Source organism: Staphylococcus hyicus, from assembly GCF_000816085.1.
Classification (GTDB): Bacteria; Bacillota; Bacilli; order Staphylococcales; family Staphylococcaceae; genus Staphylococcus; species Staphylococcus hyicus.
The window spans coordinates 101,689-119,356 of sequence record NZ_CP008747.1; the positions used below are offsets into that span (position 1 = coordinate 101,689).

Here is a 17,668-nt window from a genome sequence, read left to right on the forward strand (position 1 = left end):
CCTTATATATCATTTCACTATACTATTCTCATTGTTTTCAACATAAAAAAAGAGATAGGACAAAAACAGATAAACTATTTTTGTCCTAATCCATATACTTTTTTACATCTATGAGATGAATCGCATTTGTTAATAATTTCAGATTATAGGTTAAATCTTGGGTGACGAATTTTTCGCTAACTTCTAATTTCGGGTAAGATAACCGGTCGATATAGGCAATGGATTCCGCATCGATGCCTGTACGTGTATTATACGATTGCCAAACTTGGTATAAGGCGCCATGTTCTTTATCTAGAGTGTAATGTTTGAGACGATAAAGTCCAGAATAAAGATGTTTAACTGTTAAGGCGACGTCTTTATTTTCAAGAAATGGCAGTGGTGAGTTGAGTGATAAATACGGATTAAAATGTTCCGCATCATAAACAATGATTTGAAAATGTTCTGGCCGACCTACAACAATACAATTATGGTCATGAAATAACACTTGCGATGATAGTTTTTTAAATAAATGACTTGTGAAAAACGCAGGTCGTTTACTATTGTATTGATGGAAAAGTTCAATACTATTCATATATTCTTTTTCATTTTTCACATGTAATGTATGTAAATCATAATTAAGCCAATACCCAATCGTATCAATCATTTTGTTTAAGCGTAAAAACTGTTCAAAAATAATGCCGCCTCTAAAATATTCACCATTTGTGAGATGCGTATCACCTGTTAACGTATTCCAATTAAGTAGAATAAGAGGTTTTTCAATGTGATGTTGATTTAAAAAGGCTTTCACTTCATTGGCCTTATCAATAATATGATGTTTTGTATTTTCAAAAAGCTCATCATCTGTAATATCAAAATTAACCAAATCATTTTGGTTCGCATCGAAACTCACATGCTCAATATGCGAAGTATCATATTGAAGAATATTCAGGGCCTTTTGCGGATAATAAAGGTCTAGATGAACGATACGTTTTACATTCGGGATAAAACGTTCAACACAATGAATGACTTTTTGATAAACATGTAAGTCTACATGTTTAATATATAGTTTTAAATTTAAGTGCACTAAGGAATCATCACGCATCACAATATGCATTAAAAACGCTTTAAGTTGATCGAGATAGGCATCTAAGTCATCAAACGGTGATAGTGTCATAATTAAACCGATACGGTATTGTTTTAAAAAATCAATACACGCATCCACCTTGTTGTAGCGCTGATAATTTGAAATAGATTCATCCGTAATAACTTCGTTTAAAATCAAATTTGGACTCGACAAAGGGTCATGAATTAAGACGTGCGTCAGACCGATGTCAGACTGACAGGTCACTAATTGTTGTTGGACGTGCGCGCTTAAAAGTGCCTCCATATTGCCAATTTGAATGATATGTTTAAAATGATGAATCGTTTCATCCGTTGGGTGAAGGGTCATTTGAATATGTTTACCGATTTCAGGATTTTGAACCAAATGTTGTTGATCATTCATAACATAGCGAGATAAATTTAAAATGAGTTCCTTTTTAGAGACGCTCGTGTGTGGCTTAGGTTGTACATGAATTTGATGTACCTCACGATATTGCGTTGGTGTTGTGTTCATCTGTTTTTTAAACGTACGAGATAAGAGTGCAGAATTACTAAAACCATTTTGAAGCGCAATCTCTATCATGGGTTTATCCGTATGAATTAAGTCTAGAATGACATGATCTAAGCGTACTTTGTTTAAGTATTGTAAAAAGCCCATGTTCAATTTTTTTGTAAACAATTTTGATAAATAAGCTGGAGACAGATTCACATATTCCGCCATATCATGTAGTGTAATCTCTTCATTAAAATGATGCTCGATATACTGGCAGACGCGATTCAAGCGCATATCTTCAGTCGTCGCCATACCGTGTTCCATATCTTTTTGAGGGATATATTTCACCATTAACAACAAAAGTTCAATCATTTGTTGTTCAATGAGCAGTTTGAAATATTTGTTTTTTCGTAAGTACATAATGCCGATTTTAGCGAGAAAGTTCTTAATCCATTTCATCGAATCGTCAGATGGATCGGGTTCAAATAGAGGAAGTCCATCAATCACATGATCGATAAATTGTAAATTCATATTAAACTGCATAAAGTCGCCATCTAAATCATTAATAATAAGCTTATCTCGATGATTTAAAAGTAAAACTTTGCCGGACTCAATATCGATATTAGTATTGTTAAAAAGACATTGAAGACGTCCCTCAAGCACAAAAACAAATGTGATTCCACTACTTTTATACAGGGTACGTGGATGTAATGCATTGAACGAAATATGGTAGTTAGTCATCGTATCACTCACTCTTTATTTGTTACTTTCATTTTAACATGTTGTAGATTGTAAGAAGTGAATCGTTATGCTTCATAAAAAATGATAAATCCATTATTCATAATCAGTATCCATGATGTCGGCATATTTAGCTTTATAGTTTTTAATCACTTCTTCTGAACAGCTGATGACATCTAATACATCACTACTGATATATACGATATGATGATTGTTATAAAAAATGATATAAGGATTTATAAATGAACGAGGAACGTATAGTAGATAATCTATCAAAGCTTCATTCGTAAGTTTGTAAAAGGTTGATATGATATATGTATCTTCACCGACGTGGACGTCTTCACGCCAATTTATAATATTAAAAAACCGGCCTACACGTGTTTTTTCTCTAGTATGAATCGGGGAAAGATACTTACTTAGGAATGAACAATGTGTTGTATCTGGGGTGTCAAACAACTGATTCACGATTGTGGTCACTAAAGGTTTACTAATCATATCAGCATCAAACCTTATGCGATGAGGGATTGAAACTTGAAAGAATGGTGTTTCGCTTTCTAAATCAAATGTTAGTGATAAATTTCTTAAGATTATATTCATTGGGATGCTCCATTCTCAATCGTTGTAAAATCAAGGTAAGATATGTAATTTGGCTGTTTTGTTGTTTAATGTGTGTGGCAGAACAGATTTCATCAAAACATAAATGACAGCAAAACCATTTTATCATTATTAGCTTATCATATAGATCGATATGTGAAGTTTCACTTGTATTCCTGTTTAAAGGAAATGTAAGAAATACCCTTCAAATATGAAACCATTCAGTATTCTTAAATATAATAAAAATACGCACATAATTGTTGAGCTTTATTTTAAAAACACTTATGATATAAGCGTATAAGACAATAATTAATTGTTATACTTTTATACAATATACATAAAAAGGTGATTAGATAATATGAACAAATGGACTAAGACAGCATCTGTACTTTTAGCACTCGGAATGATGACATCAACTGTTCCAACCGATACGTTTGCGGGAGCGGAACAGGCGCCTACGCAACAAACACAAACGCAAACTGAATCAGATTATGTAAAACAATTGAGCGAACAAAATGTGATGAGTGTCGCTTGGTATCAAAATTCGGCAGAAGCTAAAGCACTATATGCGCAGGGGTATAATAGTGCGAAAGAAACATTAAGCAAAAAGATTAAACACCATAAAGGTGGCAAAAAATTAGCGATTGTACTAGATATTGATGAAACAGTACTAGATAACTCGCCGTACCAAGCAGCGAGCGCATTAAACGGTACAGCTTATCCAACAGGTTGGCATGAATGGGTGAAGAGTGCGCAAGCGAAACCGGTTTATGGGGCAAAAGACTTTTTGACTTATGCGGATAAACACGATGTTGAAATCTTTTACGTGTCTGACCGTTCACATGAAAAAGATTTAGATGCGACAATTAAGAATTTGAAAAAAGCAAAGTTACCTCAAGCAGATAAAAAGCATGTATTGTTGAAAAAAGCGGGCGATAAGAGTAAAGAAGCACGTCGTGATCAAGTGCGCACAGACTATAACTTAGTCATGTTATTTGGTGATAATTTACTCGATTTTGAAGAACCGAAAGCAGCGACTCAAAAATCACGTGATGAATTGGTTCGTCAACATGAAGATGATTTTGGAAGTAAATACATTATTTTCCCGAATCCAATGTATGGCAGTTGGGAAGCGACATTATACAATAATGACTACAGCATGCCTGCGAAACAAAAAGTTGAAAAACGTAAGCAATCATTACAATACTTTGATGTAAAAACAAATAAAGTTAAAACATATCAAGGTGAATAAGCGTTAGTATCACAACTTTATACTTAAATAGCTTATCGTTCAGAAGCATATAGTTGTTCCATAATGGAGCAGCTATATGCTTTTTTTTGCAAAAAACAATTTCATTATAGTTCGTGAAAAGGTTTGTGACGCATTAAAATAGCGTTTAATCGATGTGCTGGAAATTTTTAGTGCATAGTGAAATAATTTGTTTGACAAACGGAATTGATTCCGAATGAAATAAGTGATAGTTGATTCCTTTTAAGGGGAAGGGGGGAGAGTATGGAGAGTGAGGGTGGTTTGCAGTTAAAAGAAGGGCAAAAAATACGCGTGATGTCAGTGGTGCTCATAGGGGCATTTATCGGTGTATTAAATCAAACGTTACTCACGACGATTTTACCTAAATTGATGCAAGACTTTAGTATCACGAGTAGTTCAGCACAATGGATTACGACTATTTTTATGTTAGTAAACGGTATTATGATTCCAATCACTGCATTTTTAATCAATAAATTTAATTTAAGACCTTTATTTTTTACTGCAGTCGGCTTTTTAATTGTAGGTACGTTGATTTGTATGATTGGTCTTAATTTTCCGATGTTGCTGATTGGAAGAAGTATTCAAGCTTTAGGTGCAGGTATTTTGATGCCTCTAACACAAACGTTACTATTTTTGATTTTTCCACAAGATAAGCGGGGATTCGCGATGGGAATGTTTGGTTTAGTCATCGGCTTTGCACCGGCGATTGGACCTACAGTAGCCGGATGGTTAGCAAACACATTCAACTGGCGTTATTTATTTGTGATTGTTTTAGTCATTGCTATTTTTGACATTATTTTTGGTTTTGTCTCTTTACGAAATATGACTACGTTGAGTGATCCCAAGTTGGATATGATATCGGTGTTGTTCTCAACGTTAGGGTTTGGTGGTCTTTTGTATGGCTTTAGTGCTGCTGGCAATTTAGGTTGGTTACATCCCGCTGTATATGTGACGATTATTCTTGCGGTACTTGCACTAGTGTTATTCGTTCAACGCCAATTGAAATTAAGTTCACCTTTATTAGAAGTTCGCATCTTTAAATATAAAGATTTTTCGGTTTCAATGATTCTTGTTTCTCTAATGTTTATGTTATTTATTGGTAATTTAACGATATTACCTATTTATATGCAAAATATGATGAAATGGTCTTCATTAGAAACGGGGCTTATTTTATTACCTGGTGGATTAGTGATGGGTTTGTTATCTCCAATTACAGGTCGGCTTTTTGATGAATTGGGTGGCCGGTTATTAAGTATCGCGGGGATGGTTACCATTATGATAGGCGCTTTACTGATTGCACAATTCAACTTAGAGACACATCAGTTATATGTTGCTTTGGTATTTTCTATCACTATGTTAGGTAACGCCATGATTATGACACCTATGACAACACAAGCTCTAAATGCCTTACCAAGCGCGTACGTGGCGCACGGAACAGCCATGAACAATACCATTAGACAAGTATCAGCTGCGATTGGTACCGGTATTTTAGTAACGCTAATGACACAATTAGGTAAGTCATTCTCAACGGGTAGTATAGAAGGTGCGATAACAGGGCTCAATGTCACATATTACATTGTAGCCGGCATCGCGTTGTTAGGGGCTATTCTTGCCTTTTTTCTTGATAAAAATAAATAAATGTATTGATATGAGGAGGAACTATAATGATAGTAAGACATGTTGTTAATGCTATGGTAGGTTATGATATTTTGAAAAGCAGTTTGCCAAAAATTAAAGGTGATGACCATATGGCGAAGGAGTTTAAAGAAGGCTTTAATTTATCTCGTCGTTCTATGTATTTGGCCGGTCTATTTGAATTAATAGGGTCAATATTTTTATTTACGTCTGTGTTCGGTAAATTAGGTCGAAAGTTAGTAACGCTTGGCACAATTATGATCAATATCGTAATGGGAGCTGCGATATTTCATCATTTCAAAGCTGGCCACGGCTTTAAAGGTGCAAAAGCAGCATCTAAATATTTTGTGATGAACGTGCTGAGTTTGATTGAAGTTTTAGCACTAAATCGTAAGCACTAATTTCAGGGGATTCAATAAAGAAGGCGATTCTTAAAGTGTCACATCGCTATATATGATATCGATAGACTCATTATTTTAAACACACAAGGGCGATTGATGGGATGTATACTGAACCAAAGGGGTAAATAAATTTAAAACGTTGAAAACATTGGGGAGACCGTCACTGTTTTGGTGACGAGTGTGATTAAACGACTTGAATAAATAAAATCATTCACACGAGAGATGGCTAAAGAAGCGTGCAAAAACTCGAAATATCGTAACAATAAATCAAGGGTTGGGACAAGGAAGTTCCAGTTATCAGAAGAGCAAACAACATTCATTTCACGATGGATGATATGCGCCCTATAAAGCAGTCACTTAAAAAGTGAAAACTTTATAGGGCGTTTTTGTATGAGGAAAAGTAAAACACAGTCAATACTGTACTTTGACGAGTCATGCACCACCTTCTTTGTCACACAATCGTTCATCCGTATATTATGACATGAAATTGGAGCGATTGAAGTCGTAAACGTGCACATTAAGTTAAAGTGGAGGGATCTACTTTTGAGATGTGTCCATTTTTGTCCAATAAAGGAGTGATGCCGCCACCGGCTCCAGTCCAATTGGACAAATACTGAATACCGGTTTCTTTATCCGTTAAGATATAACAGCTATTCCCTTTGGAGTGACTACATTTTTCTACGTGAAACCGTTCGTTTTTATCGTTTTTAAACATATTAATACCTCCTTTTACGTGTATCGTCTCTACAATATCGTATCATATACTGAAACTAGCAATGAGCGGTTAGGATATGTTTTTGTTTTAATTTCTACCAATATTATATTAAAATGTACTTTAACACTTAAAATCGTTAAATAAAGGAGAGGGTAAAATGAAGTTAGGTATTATAGGAATTGGTAAAGTGGGGAGTCAATTTCTGACAGATATTCAATATGCGAATTTGTTTTCGAGTATCGTCGTGATTGACGCTAATACCGCATTGGCAGATGGTGAAGTTCTTGATCATCACCATGCACAAGGATTATCAAGTACGAATCATATTCACATTCACCACGGAACGTATGCTGATTTATCAGATGCAGATGTGGTAGTGGTCACTGCGAGTGTACCAATGGATCCTGATATTCCTGACCGTACCGCGTTGACAAAAGGGAATATTTCATTAATTGAAGATATTATGAATCAATTGTATCGTGTGACAACGAAACCGCTGGTCATTTTTATATCTAATCCTGTAGATGCGATGACGTATATTGCGACACAAGCGAACGCGTATCCAAATGAGAAAATAATGGGTACAGGAACGTTACTTGAAACAGCGCGTTTCAAAACACTCATCGCCGATCACTATGATATTGATCCGAAAAGTGTGGAAGGTTTTGTAATTGGTGAACACGGGCAACATGCCGTACCAGTTTGGAGTAAAGTAACAATTGCAGGCATGGCACTTGAAGAATTTGAAAAACTGTCAGATAAACCGCGGATAAATAAAGAAGCGATTTCTCAGCAAATTGATAAAGTGTCCTTTGATGTGTTGAAAAGTAAAGGTTGGACCAATGTCGCCATTTCTAAAACGACAGTGAACTTAGTTAAAAGTTTAATGTTGAATGAAAAATCAGTGATGCCAATTACATCGCTTCATGAACACGATCAGCTGGCCATCAGTTTACCAACATTAACGCATCGCCAAGGTGTCGACCGTGTGTTTAACATCTCCCTAGATGAAGCGGAACAACATCATTTTGAAGCTGCGAAAAATTACATTAAAGCAACGATAAATATTAAAAATCAACGTTAATTTTCTATAAAGAAGAACAGTTAACACCGACGATTCGGATGTTAACTGTTTTTTTATATTGTACGTCAAAGTTATTTTTAGCACTTGTTATAATCTTAATTATTTTTGAATTGTTCGCTTTGCAAAGTTCAATGATTATTAACAAACTTTTGACAGTTATGTTAACAGTCTGATTTTTGTTTGAAATACAATATATAGTGTCTTAGATTGTATGTAGACACAATATATAGAAAGGGTTGATGTTATGAAACAATTGGAACGGGCTTTACAAGGACTCATCACGAAAGATCCAACAGTCGTGAATGAGAATGCGAATAAAGATAGTAACACGTTTTCAACGATGCGCGATTTGACAGCGGGGGTCGTGTCAAAGTCTTATGCATTAGAACATTTATTACCGAAACGTGTGGCAGAAGCACATATAAATGGTGACATTCATTTTCATGATTTAGACTACCATCCATTTCAACCATTAACAAATTGTTGTCTCATTGACGCCAAATCGATGTTACAACATGGCTTTGAAATTGGAAATGCGAATGTGACATCTCCAAAATCGATTCAAACCGCGACGGCACAACTGGTTCAAATCATCGCGAATGTTTCAAGTAGTCAGTACGGGGGCTGTACAGTTGACCGCGTCGATGAATTGCTCAGTACATATGCACGTCATAACGAAACACATCATAGAAAAGTGGCAGCACAATTTGTTAAAGACGATGCGATTGAAACATACGTTGACCAACAAGTGACCAAAGACATCGGTGATGCGATTGAAAGTTTAGAGTATGAAATTAATACGTTATATACGTCGAATGGACAGACGCCTTTTGTAACTTTAGGATTTGGGCTTGGAACGGATACATTGAGTCGTAAAATCCAACAAGCGATATTAAAAACGCGCATTAAAGGATTAGGTAAAACACGCATGACGGCGATTTTTCCCAAACTCGTTTTTTCAATTAAAAAAGGCGTGAATTTTAGTGAAAACGATCCGAATTACGATATTAAGCAATTGGCACTCGAATGTTCAACAAAACGGATGTATCCGGATGTCTTAAATTATGAAGCATTAGTGAATATATTAGGTGATTTTAAAGCGCCTATGGGATGTCGCTCATTTTTACAAGCTTGGCGCGATGCTGAAGGCCATTTTGAAAATAATGGTCGTTGTAATTTAGGGGTTGTGACACTGAATTTACCACGTATTGCGATAGAATCAAACGGTGACAAACTGGCTTTTTGGCAAATATTTCATGAACGTATGGATGTCCTACATGAAGCATTACTTTACCGCTTAGAACGTGTGCTTCAAGCAACGCCAGAAAATGCGCCGATTTTATATAAGAGTGGGGCGTTTAAATATAAATTACAGCATAACGAACCCGTATCAGATGTGTTTAAACATCGTCGCGCTACAGTATCAATGGGATACATCGGCTTATATGAAGTGGCGACGGTCTTTTACGGTCCGGATTGGGAAACAAATCCTGAAGCCAAAGCCTTTACACTAGATATTTTAAAGGAAATGAAAGATTATCAACAAAAATGGACTGAAGATACGGATATTTGGTTTAGTATTTATAGCACGCCAAGTGAATCATTAACTGACCGCTTTTGTCGATTAGATTTTGAAAAATTTGGTGCGATTCCGGACATTACAGATAAAGGTTATTATACAAATTCCTTTCATTATGATGTGCGAAAAGCTGTAACGCCTTTTGAGAAAATTGATTTTGAAAAAGACTATCCGTATTATGCAAGTGGTGGGTTTATTCACTATTGCGAATATCCAAAGTTAAACCATAATTTAAAAGCGCTAGAAGCGGTATGGGATTATGCGTATGATAAAGTGGGCTATTTAGGAACGAATATTCCTATTGATCGTTGTTATGAATGTGGGTTTGAAGGAGATTTTGAAACGACAGCGCAAGGTTATACGTGTCCACATTGCGGTAATAGTGACCCTAAAACGATTGATGTGGTCAAACGGACATGTGGGTATTTAGGTAATCCTGTTCAACGACCTGTCATTGAAGGACGTCAAAAAGAAATTAGTGCTCGGGTGAAACATATGAAAGATGGCAAAGATCATGACCGTTCTTGATATTGTAGATGGACAAGGATACATTGCGAAAATCGAACAACATAGCTTTGTCGATGGAGAAGGGGTACGCGTAAGTCTGTATGTGTCAGGGTGCCCATTTCAATGTGAAGGCTGTTATAACGTTGCAGCTCAAAAATTTAATTATGGTGAAACTTTTTCTGACGCGATTTTAGAAGAAATTTTGACCTACTGCGAACCCGATTACATTTCAGGCCTGAGTATTTTAGGTGGGGAGCCATTTTGTAATATTGATATTACGTTAAAAGTGGCGCGTGCGTTTCGTGAAAAATTTGGACATCGTAAAACATTATGGGTCTGGACGGGGTTCCTATTCGAATATTTGAAAAATGATACAGGTCCAAGACATCAATTATTGTCCCTTACCGATGTGTTGGTCGACGGATTATTTATACAATCATTATATCAACCTAATTTAGCGTATAAAGGCTCACTCAATCAGCGCGTCATCGATGTACGGAAATCTTTGGAAAACCAACGCATAGCGATATATATTGAATAATATAAAATAATATAAAAGGAGAGATTTTTATGAAAAGAGAATATTTGACATTATTATTAGGTATATTGTTTATCGTTGGCGCAGTAGTGTTTACCGTGAAACAATCATGGTTATTCAGTATTATTTTTCTCATTGTAGGTATCGTGTATGTCTTTAGATTTATTAAAATGAGTAAGGATAGCGGGTCGCGTTACTGATAGAAGGCATCAAACTATATGAGCTGTACACCGACTATGCATGAAATTTCCTGGGTTATATTTTTAGTCATAACGTTGCCATTTCAAATGTGCTCAAGATAAAAATGATGACTTTTTGACATGAATAACGTTAAAACAGGCTATCGTTACGAGGGGGGGCTCTGTAACGATAGCACTGCTTTTTAAAACATTATCAATTTATATTTATATTAGAAGTTTATTCATACACTTAAATTGTTTGATTTGTGAATATCAAGCAACAGTTCCAGTGTGCTATCACTTGTTCTTTGTTTCTTACATGTGATTGATGTGTATTAAAAGGTGTTGCTGAGTATACCTTGTAAATGTGCCAATCAAGGGGGCAACTTGATAGCATGGCACTGCTTTACGGTATGGTTTAAGTCTTGATCTTACATTGTGACTAGAATTTTTTTGATTTTAGTTGGATCAATGACAACACCCATACGGTGTTCTTCTAAAACTCTGTTTAATTGGAATGTGTAGTAGTCATTCTTTTTGTCAGTATCCATTACAACTCGAATTTTACCGTTGCTGAGACCATTTTCATATAAACCGTATTGCTGAATCAATAATTTTTTGATTTTAAAATCTAATTCTTTCAGCGAAATTTGTTCTTTAGAAATAAGGTATGGGAATGAACCTAATAAAGCAGGTTTACCATTCGCGCCTTTTTTCGCCACGGTAATTGAAGGGCTTGCGACATAATCAAAATATTGCGCTTTATTAGTCTTCGTAATACCGCCAGTCGTTTTAACGATTTTACTATTAGGATTATTTTCGTTTACAACGAATACATCAACACCTGTTAAATTCGCAGTGTAAAGATCTTGATCAATGCCTTTAAGTTTAATCGCTGTTGTTTTTGTATTGTCTTTAACGACAACCACATTTTCACGCTTAGGTGCTGCATAAGCGTTTACGTTACGTAATTCTGTATAACCATTTGAGTAATACGCTTTAACTTTTTCGAAAGCTGTCTCTTTACTTTGTGTAGTTTCTGCTTTTGGCGTTGCTGCACTTACAGATTGAGCGTTTGTTGTCATAATTCCTGTTGTTAAAATTCCTAATGCTAAACTTGCTTTAGCAATTGTAGATAATTTCATATTCTTAGCTCCTTTATGTTGTACAAAGTGATAGTAAATGGAAAACTTAAAATACGACCAATCCCCTTTAGTATAAGCGAGGACTTTAATTTTTAAAATTAAATAACGTTTAACTATACATAACGTTTATTTAAATAATCTACTAATTATATAAAAAAGTTAGCTTATAGAACAATCACAGAGCGTGTGTGTAATGCTCTGAAATTACAACTTGATATCGATTTTCTTTATATGGATATCGATATGCTCTATATCTTCTGGACTAATTAACACGCCCATTCTTTTATACTGTAATGATTGCGTTAAATCGATCACGTGGCGTGTTCCATTTTTCATTTTTACGGTAATGTCTCCGTATTTATAGCCATTTTCATACAACTCAGCATTTTTAATAAGATTTTGTCTTAATTTAAAATCTAATTCTTTTAAAGTCAGTTGCTGTTTGTTTGAACTAATATTATAGTGGTAATCCAATTGTGCTGTTTCAGTCGTTTTATATAATGAAACGGCAACTTTAGTGATCCAATTCGGATTGCTTGTAAAATTTGTTCTTGAAAGACCGCCCACGGAGTAGTGCACACGTTGATTGCCTTCTTCTTGAACAGTAAATACATCTAAATTATGTACTTTGCCATTCGCGTATGCATTTTTCTCATCTCCAGATAACAAAATGTTTGTGAGACGGCCTTTTGATCTAAGAAAAGCTTTATTGCCTTTTTTAAATACAGATACTTTTTTATATTCATAATAAGGACGTGAATAATACTCATGTAAGAATTTGTTTTCTGAATTAACAATTCTTGGACGTGCATCATCGTGATGCTCTGCTTGTGCATATTGTACGTTTGTTGTCATGATTCCTGTTGTTAAAATACCAAGTGCCAATGCTGATTTAGCAATTGTAGATAATTTCATATTTTTAGCTCCTTTATGATAGGTCAAGTGATGCGCGGTACGCATATGAATACTACGACCAATCACGCATCATGTGCCTTTATGAGAAAGTGTTTAAATAGCGTTACATTGAATGTACGTCACTATAAAAAATCCGATAAATTTAAAATGCGATAGTTGAAATACACGTGTGCGTGCCGGTTTTATGATTTCATTTCTACGTGAATATGATCAATTTGTGTGGCATCAATGACTGTGCCCATTTGAGACACAGGCAATTTATCGCTCAAATCAATGTCATGTCTTACATTATCTTTCATTCTAATAAAGATGTTGCCACGCTTGTAACCGTTAGCATATAAACCATCATGTTCAACAAGTTGTTGTCTAAGTTTAAAATCCAACTCTTTTAAAGATACATTTTGTTTTTCAATTGATAAATGGACATCATCTGTGAAAATGCCTGTATCATTGGATTTGCGTAATGAGATTTTAGGCGTGATAGGGCCATCTATCAGTGGTTTTGTGTTTTGTGTAATTCCACCGATAGATGGAAGTTTTGTATCATTGTATTCTTTTACGGCAAACACATCGATATTAGAAACTTGACCATTTTGAAATTGTTGTGCACTTTCAGGTATTGTAATATCAATAGTTTGATTTCCATTTTTCACGACGAGAGATTTACCATTTTTCGTACCCGAAACATTATTAAATTCATAATAAGCTTGTTGATAATATGAATGTAATGAGGCAGTATCGTTATTGATAATATGTACGCCAGAGTTAAAGCTTTCTGCAGCATTGGCTGATTGAGCATGTGTTGTTATGATTCCTGTTGTTAAAATACCTAAGGCTAAACTTGATTTAGCGATTGTAGATAATTTCATGTCTATTGCTCCTTTTATTTAAAATTATGATGATTATTGATTACGTAATACAAATCATTACTTTCATTATAAGGAGGAGCATCATTTTATAGAATTAAATACCAATTAATAACATGTTAATAAGTTATAAAAGGTTAGTTGAGTGGTATTAATGAGAGTCCAAAAAGATGATTGATAGAGTAACGGAGATAAAAAAACAACGACGTGTTTTCACATGTCGTTGTTTCTTTTTTTCTTTACATTTTGAATAATTATTTTTGTTGAGATGTACGTTTTCTACGGATGAAAAACATTGCACCAAGCCCAGCAAGTAATGTGCCGATGAGGCCAGAATGAGTGCTTTCATGGCCTGTTTCTGGTAAAGCCGCTTTAGGAGAGGCTTGAGATTTATGGCTTACAGGTTTTACCATTTGAACGTGTACAGCATGGTGTGACTGAGTCATATGAGACATTGGCTCCGGAGTCGGCTCAGGCGTTGGTTCTGGAGTCGGCTCAGGCGTTGGTTCCGGAGTCGGCTCAGGCGTTGGTTCCGGAGTTGGCTCAGGCGTTGGTTCCGGAGTTGGCTCAGGCGTTGGTTCCGGAGTTGGCTCAGGCGTTGGCTCCGGAGTCGGCTCAGGCGTTGGTTCTGGAGTCGGCTCAGGCGTTGGTTCTGGAGTCGGCTCAGGCGTTGGTTCTGGAGTCGGCTCAGGCGTTGGTTCTGGAGTCGGCTCAGGTGTTGGTTCCGGAGTCGGCTCAGGCGTTGGTTCTGGAGTCGGCTCAGGTGTTGGTTCCGGAGTCGGCTCAGGCGTTGGTTCCGGAGTTGGCTCAGGTGTTGGTTCTGGAGTTGGCTCAGGTGTTGGTTCTGGAGTTGGCTCAGGTGTTGGTTCCGGAGTCGGCTCAACAGTAGGTTGATAGAACCCAGAGTCAACCGACATATTGTCTGCGTTATTAATCGTTACTTTAGTCGTCAATCCGTCAGAATCTAATTGATTATCTCCAACGTTAGTTAGCGTAGGTTCAAAGCCTTCAGGTGTCGTAAATGTCACTGTGTACTCGCCATTTTCAAGATCATTGAAGACATATTTACCAGAAGCATCTGTTGTCGTTGTAACCGTCGTATCATCAGGCTTAGTGAGTGTTACGACAACACCTTCGATACCAACTTCATTTGAGTTTTGAATACCGTCTTTGTTTGAATCATTCCACACATAATCGCCTAAATTGTACTTTGCTGGAACAGGTGTTGGTTCAACCGTTGGCTGATAGAACCCAGAGTCAACTGACATATTATCGGCGTTGTTAATCGTTACTTTAGTAGATAACCCGTCAGAATCTAATTGATTATCTCCAACGTTAGTTAGCGTAGGTTCAAAGCCCTCAGGTGTCGTAAATGTTACTGTGTACTCGTCATTTTCAAGATCATTGAAGACATATTTACCAGAAGCATCTGTTGTCGTTGTGACCGTCGTACCATCAGGCTTAGTGAGTGTTACGATAACGCCTTCGATACCGACTTCATTTGAGTTTTGAATGCCGTCTTTGTTAGAGTCATGCCACACATAGTCTCCTAAATTGTATGTCGCTGGAACAGGTGTTGGCTCAACAATAGGTTGATAGAAGCCAGAATCAACTGACATATTGTCTGCATTGTTGATCGTAGCTGACGTTGATAACCCATTTGAATCTAAACGGTAATCGTCAACATTTGTTAAAGTTGGTTCAAAGCCTTCAGGTTTCGTGAAAGTGATTGTGTACTCACCATTTTCAAGGCCTGTAAAAACGTACTTACCAGAAGCATCCGTCGTTGTCGTAACTGTTGTACCATCAGCTTTTGTCAATGTGACAGTCACACCTTCGATACCGACTTCATTTGAGTTTTGAATGCCGTCTTTGTTTGAGTCGTTCCACACATAATCGCCTAAATTGTAAGTTGCAGGTACAGGTGTTGGTTCTGGTGTCGGTTTATAAAAACCAGAATCAATGGTGAAATTATCCGCGCCATCAATGGTTACTGGAACGCTTGTGCCATCTGAATCGTCAGTCGTATCAGTCCCTGCTTTCTCAACAGTCGGTACATAGCCATCAGGTGTGACAAAGTCGACCGTATAAGTACCATTTTTTAGACCTGAAAATAAATAGTTACCATATTTATCAGTTACCGATGTTTTAACGACATATCCATTGCTGTCTCTTAGCGTAACGACTACACCTGAAATTGGTGTTTCGCCTGCATCTTGAATACCGTTTTGGTTTGAGTCTTCCCAAACGTAGTCACCTAGACTATACGTTTTAGCAACACCGTCACCAGATCCAGAACTTGTTTCTACTAAAAAGCCATTATCAAAATAATACTTAGCAGTATAATTATTTAAATCAGTGGCGATGAGTGTAGCGCGAGTAGATAAATCATTACTATGATTAGGATTAAATTGAGATTCCATAATGACAACATAAGGCGTATCAATACCACCAAAATTAACTTCTAAATTACCATCAGAATTCATATAAATTCGTTTACTATCATAAAAACTTTGAGCTAAATCAGGATATCCGGTTGGATCAAAGTAATAACTATCTGTTAATTGGTTCGGATCTGACACACGGTAAATATGCAATTTCGTTGTATCGTAATTAATAATGGCGTTGCTATTAGGTGTGTCAGTACCTAATAGCAAGCGTGCACCACTTAAATCAACGTCTTTTGGATTGACATAAATCGTTTCTTTAAATGTGTTTGTTGTTTCAGTTCCATCTACACTTGTAATCATAGTATCGACGGATGCAGGGTAAATCCCATAATCATGTTTGTCATAATTATACGTAATTTGTGTGTTATAAGTTTCACCCGCTAAGTTATAGCTTAAGTCATATGTCCCTGAGTTGAGCGCTGTTTTACGATCTGCAAATTGGGCAAGGTTAAAGCTACCTGAAATGTTTTCTTTATCATTCACCCAGTCCGTAAATGTGTACGTTAATGTTTTTGTTGTTGTGTCATATACACCATTTGCGACTACATAGCCTGCTGGAGAGTAAAGGTTGATAGGAAATTGGTTGTTGCTAGCAGAGAAATCGAGCTCACCATTGATGTTGGCATACGTTGGCATTTCAATTGTAAAATAATCGCCACCTTGAACTTTTCCATCAACTGTATAATTTGCCGTTAAACGGAAATTACCGCTTTGGTTTGGATCAATGGCTGTTTTAGATATTGTTGGATTTGTGACTGTGACTAAATTATTCACATTTGTACTCTTACCAGTTGCAGTCGCAAAAGTGGTCGTTGTAGGTTGTGACGTCAAACTTATTGAACGTAACGTCGGTGTTGGCTCTGCTGTTGTCGCAATAGTATCAGGACTGTTGTTAGACGTATCTGTAGTCGTACTGTCTAGTGATGGGGCTGCTGTACTTTCAGCTGTTATTGTATTCACTGTTTCAGGTTGTGCTGACACTGTCGCTGTATCATTGATTGATGAAACTGATGTGTCAACAGATGATGCGTTGTCCGTTGCAACAGGTGTACTATCTGTTGACGATGTAGCTTCAGACGTTGTGCTATCTGGTGTTGCTGTATTACTTGATGCAGTGTTTGTTGTGGCATCTGTTGTATTCGTTGTAGTGATATCAGATGTCGTAGCAGTATTTTCAGTTGGTGAATTGGATGTGTTTGTAGAATCTGTAACATTTGTATTTGATGTTGTATTTGTTGCTGTCGCAGTATCTTCTGCTGCTTTAACATCATTATTCGTCCCAATTAATAATAATGTTCCTAATAAAATTGAAGCTGTTCCCACTGTAAACTTGCGAATTCCATATTTGTTTTGTGTGTTCGGTAAAAAATCTAATTTTTTCATTTTATTCCCCCGTAGTTCGTAAATAAAAATTAAGTATATTGCTCATTGTATAGTCTATATGATTTCGAGCTATATAAAATTTAAGGCGCTAAATGA

General features: G+C 36.3%; 13 protein-coding genes and 1 pseudogene. 7 read left to right on the forward strand and 7 right to left on the reverse strand.

The features are described from left to right. Positions 1 to 85: 85 nt before the first annotated feature. Entirely contained in the window at positions 86 to 2,314 is a 2,229-nt protein-coding gene (aryK, locus tag SHYC_RS00415) for a transcriptional regulator AryK (protein ID WP_052257752.1), read from the reverse strand. Positions 2,315 to 2,407: 93 nt separating this feature from the next. Further along, positions 2,408 to 2,908 carry a hypothetical protein gene (locus SHYC_RS00420; RefSeq protein WP_039643523.1) on the reverse strand — a complete coding sequence of 167 codons (501 nt, stop codon included), beginning with the start codon at positions 2,906 to 2,908 and terminating at the stop codon, positions 2,408 to 2,410. A 355-nt stretch (positions 2,909 to 3,263) separates the two neighbouring features. Between SHYC_RS00420 and SHYC_RS00425 the strand changes: the two genes are divergently transcribed. The 3 genes from SHYC_RS00425 (at position 3,264) to SHYC_RS00435 (ending at position 6,211) form a co-directional block, all read left to right on the forward strand. Beyond that, complete coding sequence (locus SHYC_RS00425; RefSeq protein WP_039643525.1) at positions 3,264 to 4,157, forward strand: 5'-nucleotidase, lipoprotein e(P4) family; 894 nt, start codon at positions 3,264 to 3,266, stop codon at positions 4,155 to 4,157. A 261-nt stretch (positions 4,158 to 4,418) separates the two neighbouring features. After that, positions 4,419 to 5,813: a DHA2 family efflux MFS transporter permease subunit gene (locus SHYC_RS00430; RefSeq protein ID WP_052257753.1), complete on the forward strand. Its 1,395-nt coding sequence runs from the start codon at positions 4,419 to 4,421 to the stop codon at positions 5,811 to 5,813. A gap of 26 nt (positions 5,814 to 5,839) precedes the next feature. Then, entirely contained in the window at positions 5,840 to 6,211 is a 372-nt protein-coding gene (locus SHYC_RS00435; protein WP_039643527.1) for a membrane protein, read from the forward strand. Between the two features lie 517 nt (positions 6,212 to 6,728). Here the strand turns inward: SHYC_RS00435 and SHYC_RS00440 are convergent. Continuing rightward, positions 6,729 to 6,926, reverse strand: coding sequence for a DUF6440 family protein (locus tag SHYC_RS00440; RefSeq protein ID WP_039643529.1), 198 nt, complete (start codon positions 6,924 to 6,926; stop codon positions 6,729 to 6,731). Between the two features lie 157 nt (positions 6,927 to 7,083). Between SHYC_RS00440 and SHYC_RS00445 the strand changes: the two genes are divergently transcribed. From SHYC_RS00445 to SHYC_RS12210, 4 genes are all read left to right on the forward strand, one after another. Continuing rightward, positions 7,084 to 8,010 (forward strand): lactate/malate family dehydrogenase, encoded by a 927-nt coding sequence (locus SHYC_RS00445; protein ID WP_039643531.1) that lies wholly within the window; start codon positions 7,084 to 7,086, stop codon positions 8,008 to 8,010. Between the two features lie 244 nt (positions 8,011 to 8,254). Next, positions 8,255 to 10,117 carry an anaerobic ribonucleoside-triphosphate reductase gene (nrdD, locus tag SHYC_RS00450; RefSeq protein ID WP_039643533.1) on the forward strand — a complete coding sequence of 621 codons (1,863 nt, stop codon included), beginning with the start codon at positions 8,255 to 8,257 and terminating at the stop codon, positions 10,115 to 10,117. Continuing rightward, positions 10,104 to 10,637 (forward strand): anaerobic ribonucleoside-triphosphate reductase activating protein, encoded by a 534-nt coding sequence (nrdG, locus tag SHYC_RS00455; protein ID WP_039643535.1) that lies wholly within the window; start codon positions 10,104 to 10,106, stop codon positions 10,635 to 10,637. Before nrdD ends, nrdG begins: the two co-directional genes overlap by 14 nt. A gap of 29 nt (positions 10,638 to 10,666) precedes the next feature. Further along, positions 10,667 to 10,834 carry a hypothetical protein gene (locus SHYC_RS12210; RefSeq protein ID WP_158484605.1) on the forward strand — a complete coding sequence of 56 codons (168 nt, stop codon included), beginning with the start codon at positions 10,667 to 10,669 and terminating at the stop codon, positions 10,832 to 10,834. Between the two features lie 410 nt (positions 10,835 to 11,244). On the opposite strand, the gene SHYC_RS00460 is transcribed toward SHYC_RS12210, so the two are convergent. The 4 genes and pseudogenes from SHYC_RS00460 to SHYC_RS12435 all read right to left on the reverse strand — a co-directional run. Beyond that, on the reverse strand, positions 11,245 to 11,958 hold the full coding sequence (locus SHYC_RS00460; protein WP_039643538.1) for an exotoxin beta-grasp domain-containing protein: 714 nt from the start codon (positions 11,956 to 11,958) through the stop codon (positions 11,245 to 11,247). 204 nt (positions 11,959 to 12,162) lie between these two features. Next, positions 12,163 to 12,873, reverse strand: a complete 711-nt coding sequence (locus SHYC_RS00465; protein ID WP_052257754.1) for an exotoxin beta-grasp domain-containing protein — start codon at positions 12,871 to 12,873, stop codon at positions 12,163 to 12,165. Between the two features lie 182 nt (positions 12,874 to 13,055). After that, positions 13,056 to 13,742, reverse strand: coding sequence for an exotoxin beta-grasp domain-containing protein (locus tag SHYC_RS00470; protein ID WP_039643540.1), 687 nt, complete (start codon positions 13,740 to 13,742; stop codon positions 13,056 to 13,058). 278 nt (positions 13,743 to 14,020) lie between these two features. Continuing rightward, a pseudogene (locus SHYC_RS12435) lies at positions 14,021 to 17,572 on the reverse strand (SdrD B-like domain-containing protein); the annotation flags it as partial. Between the last annotated feature and the right edge of the window lie 96 nt (positions 17,573 to 17,668).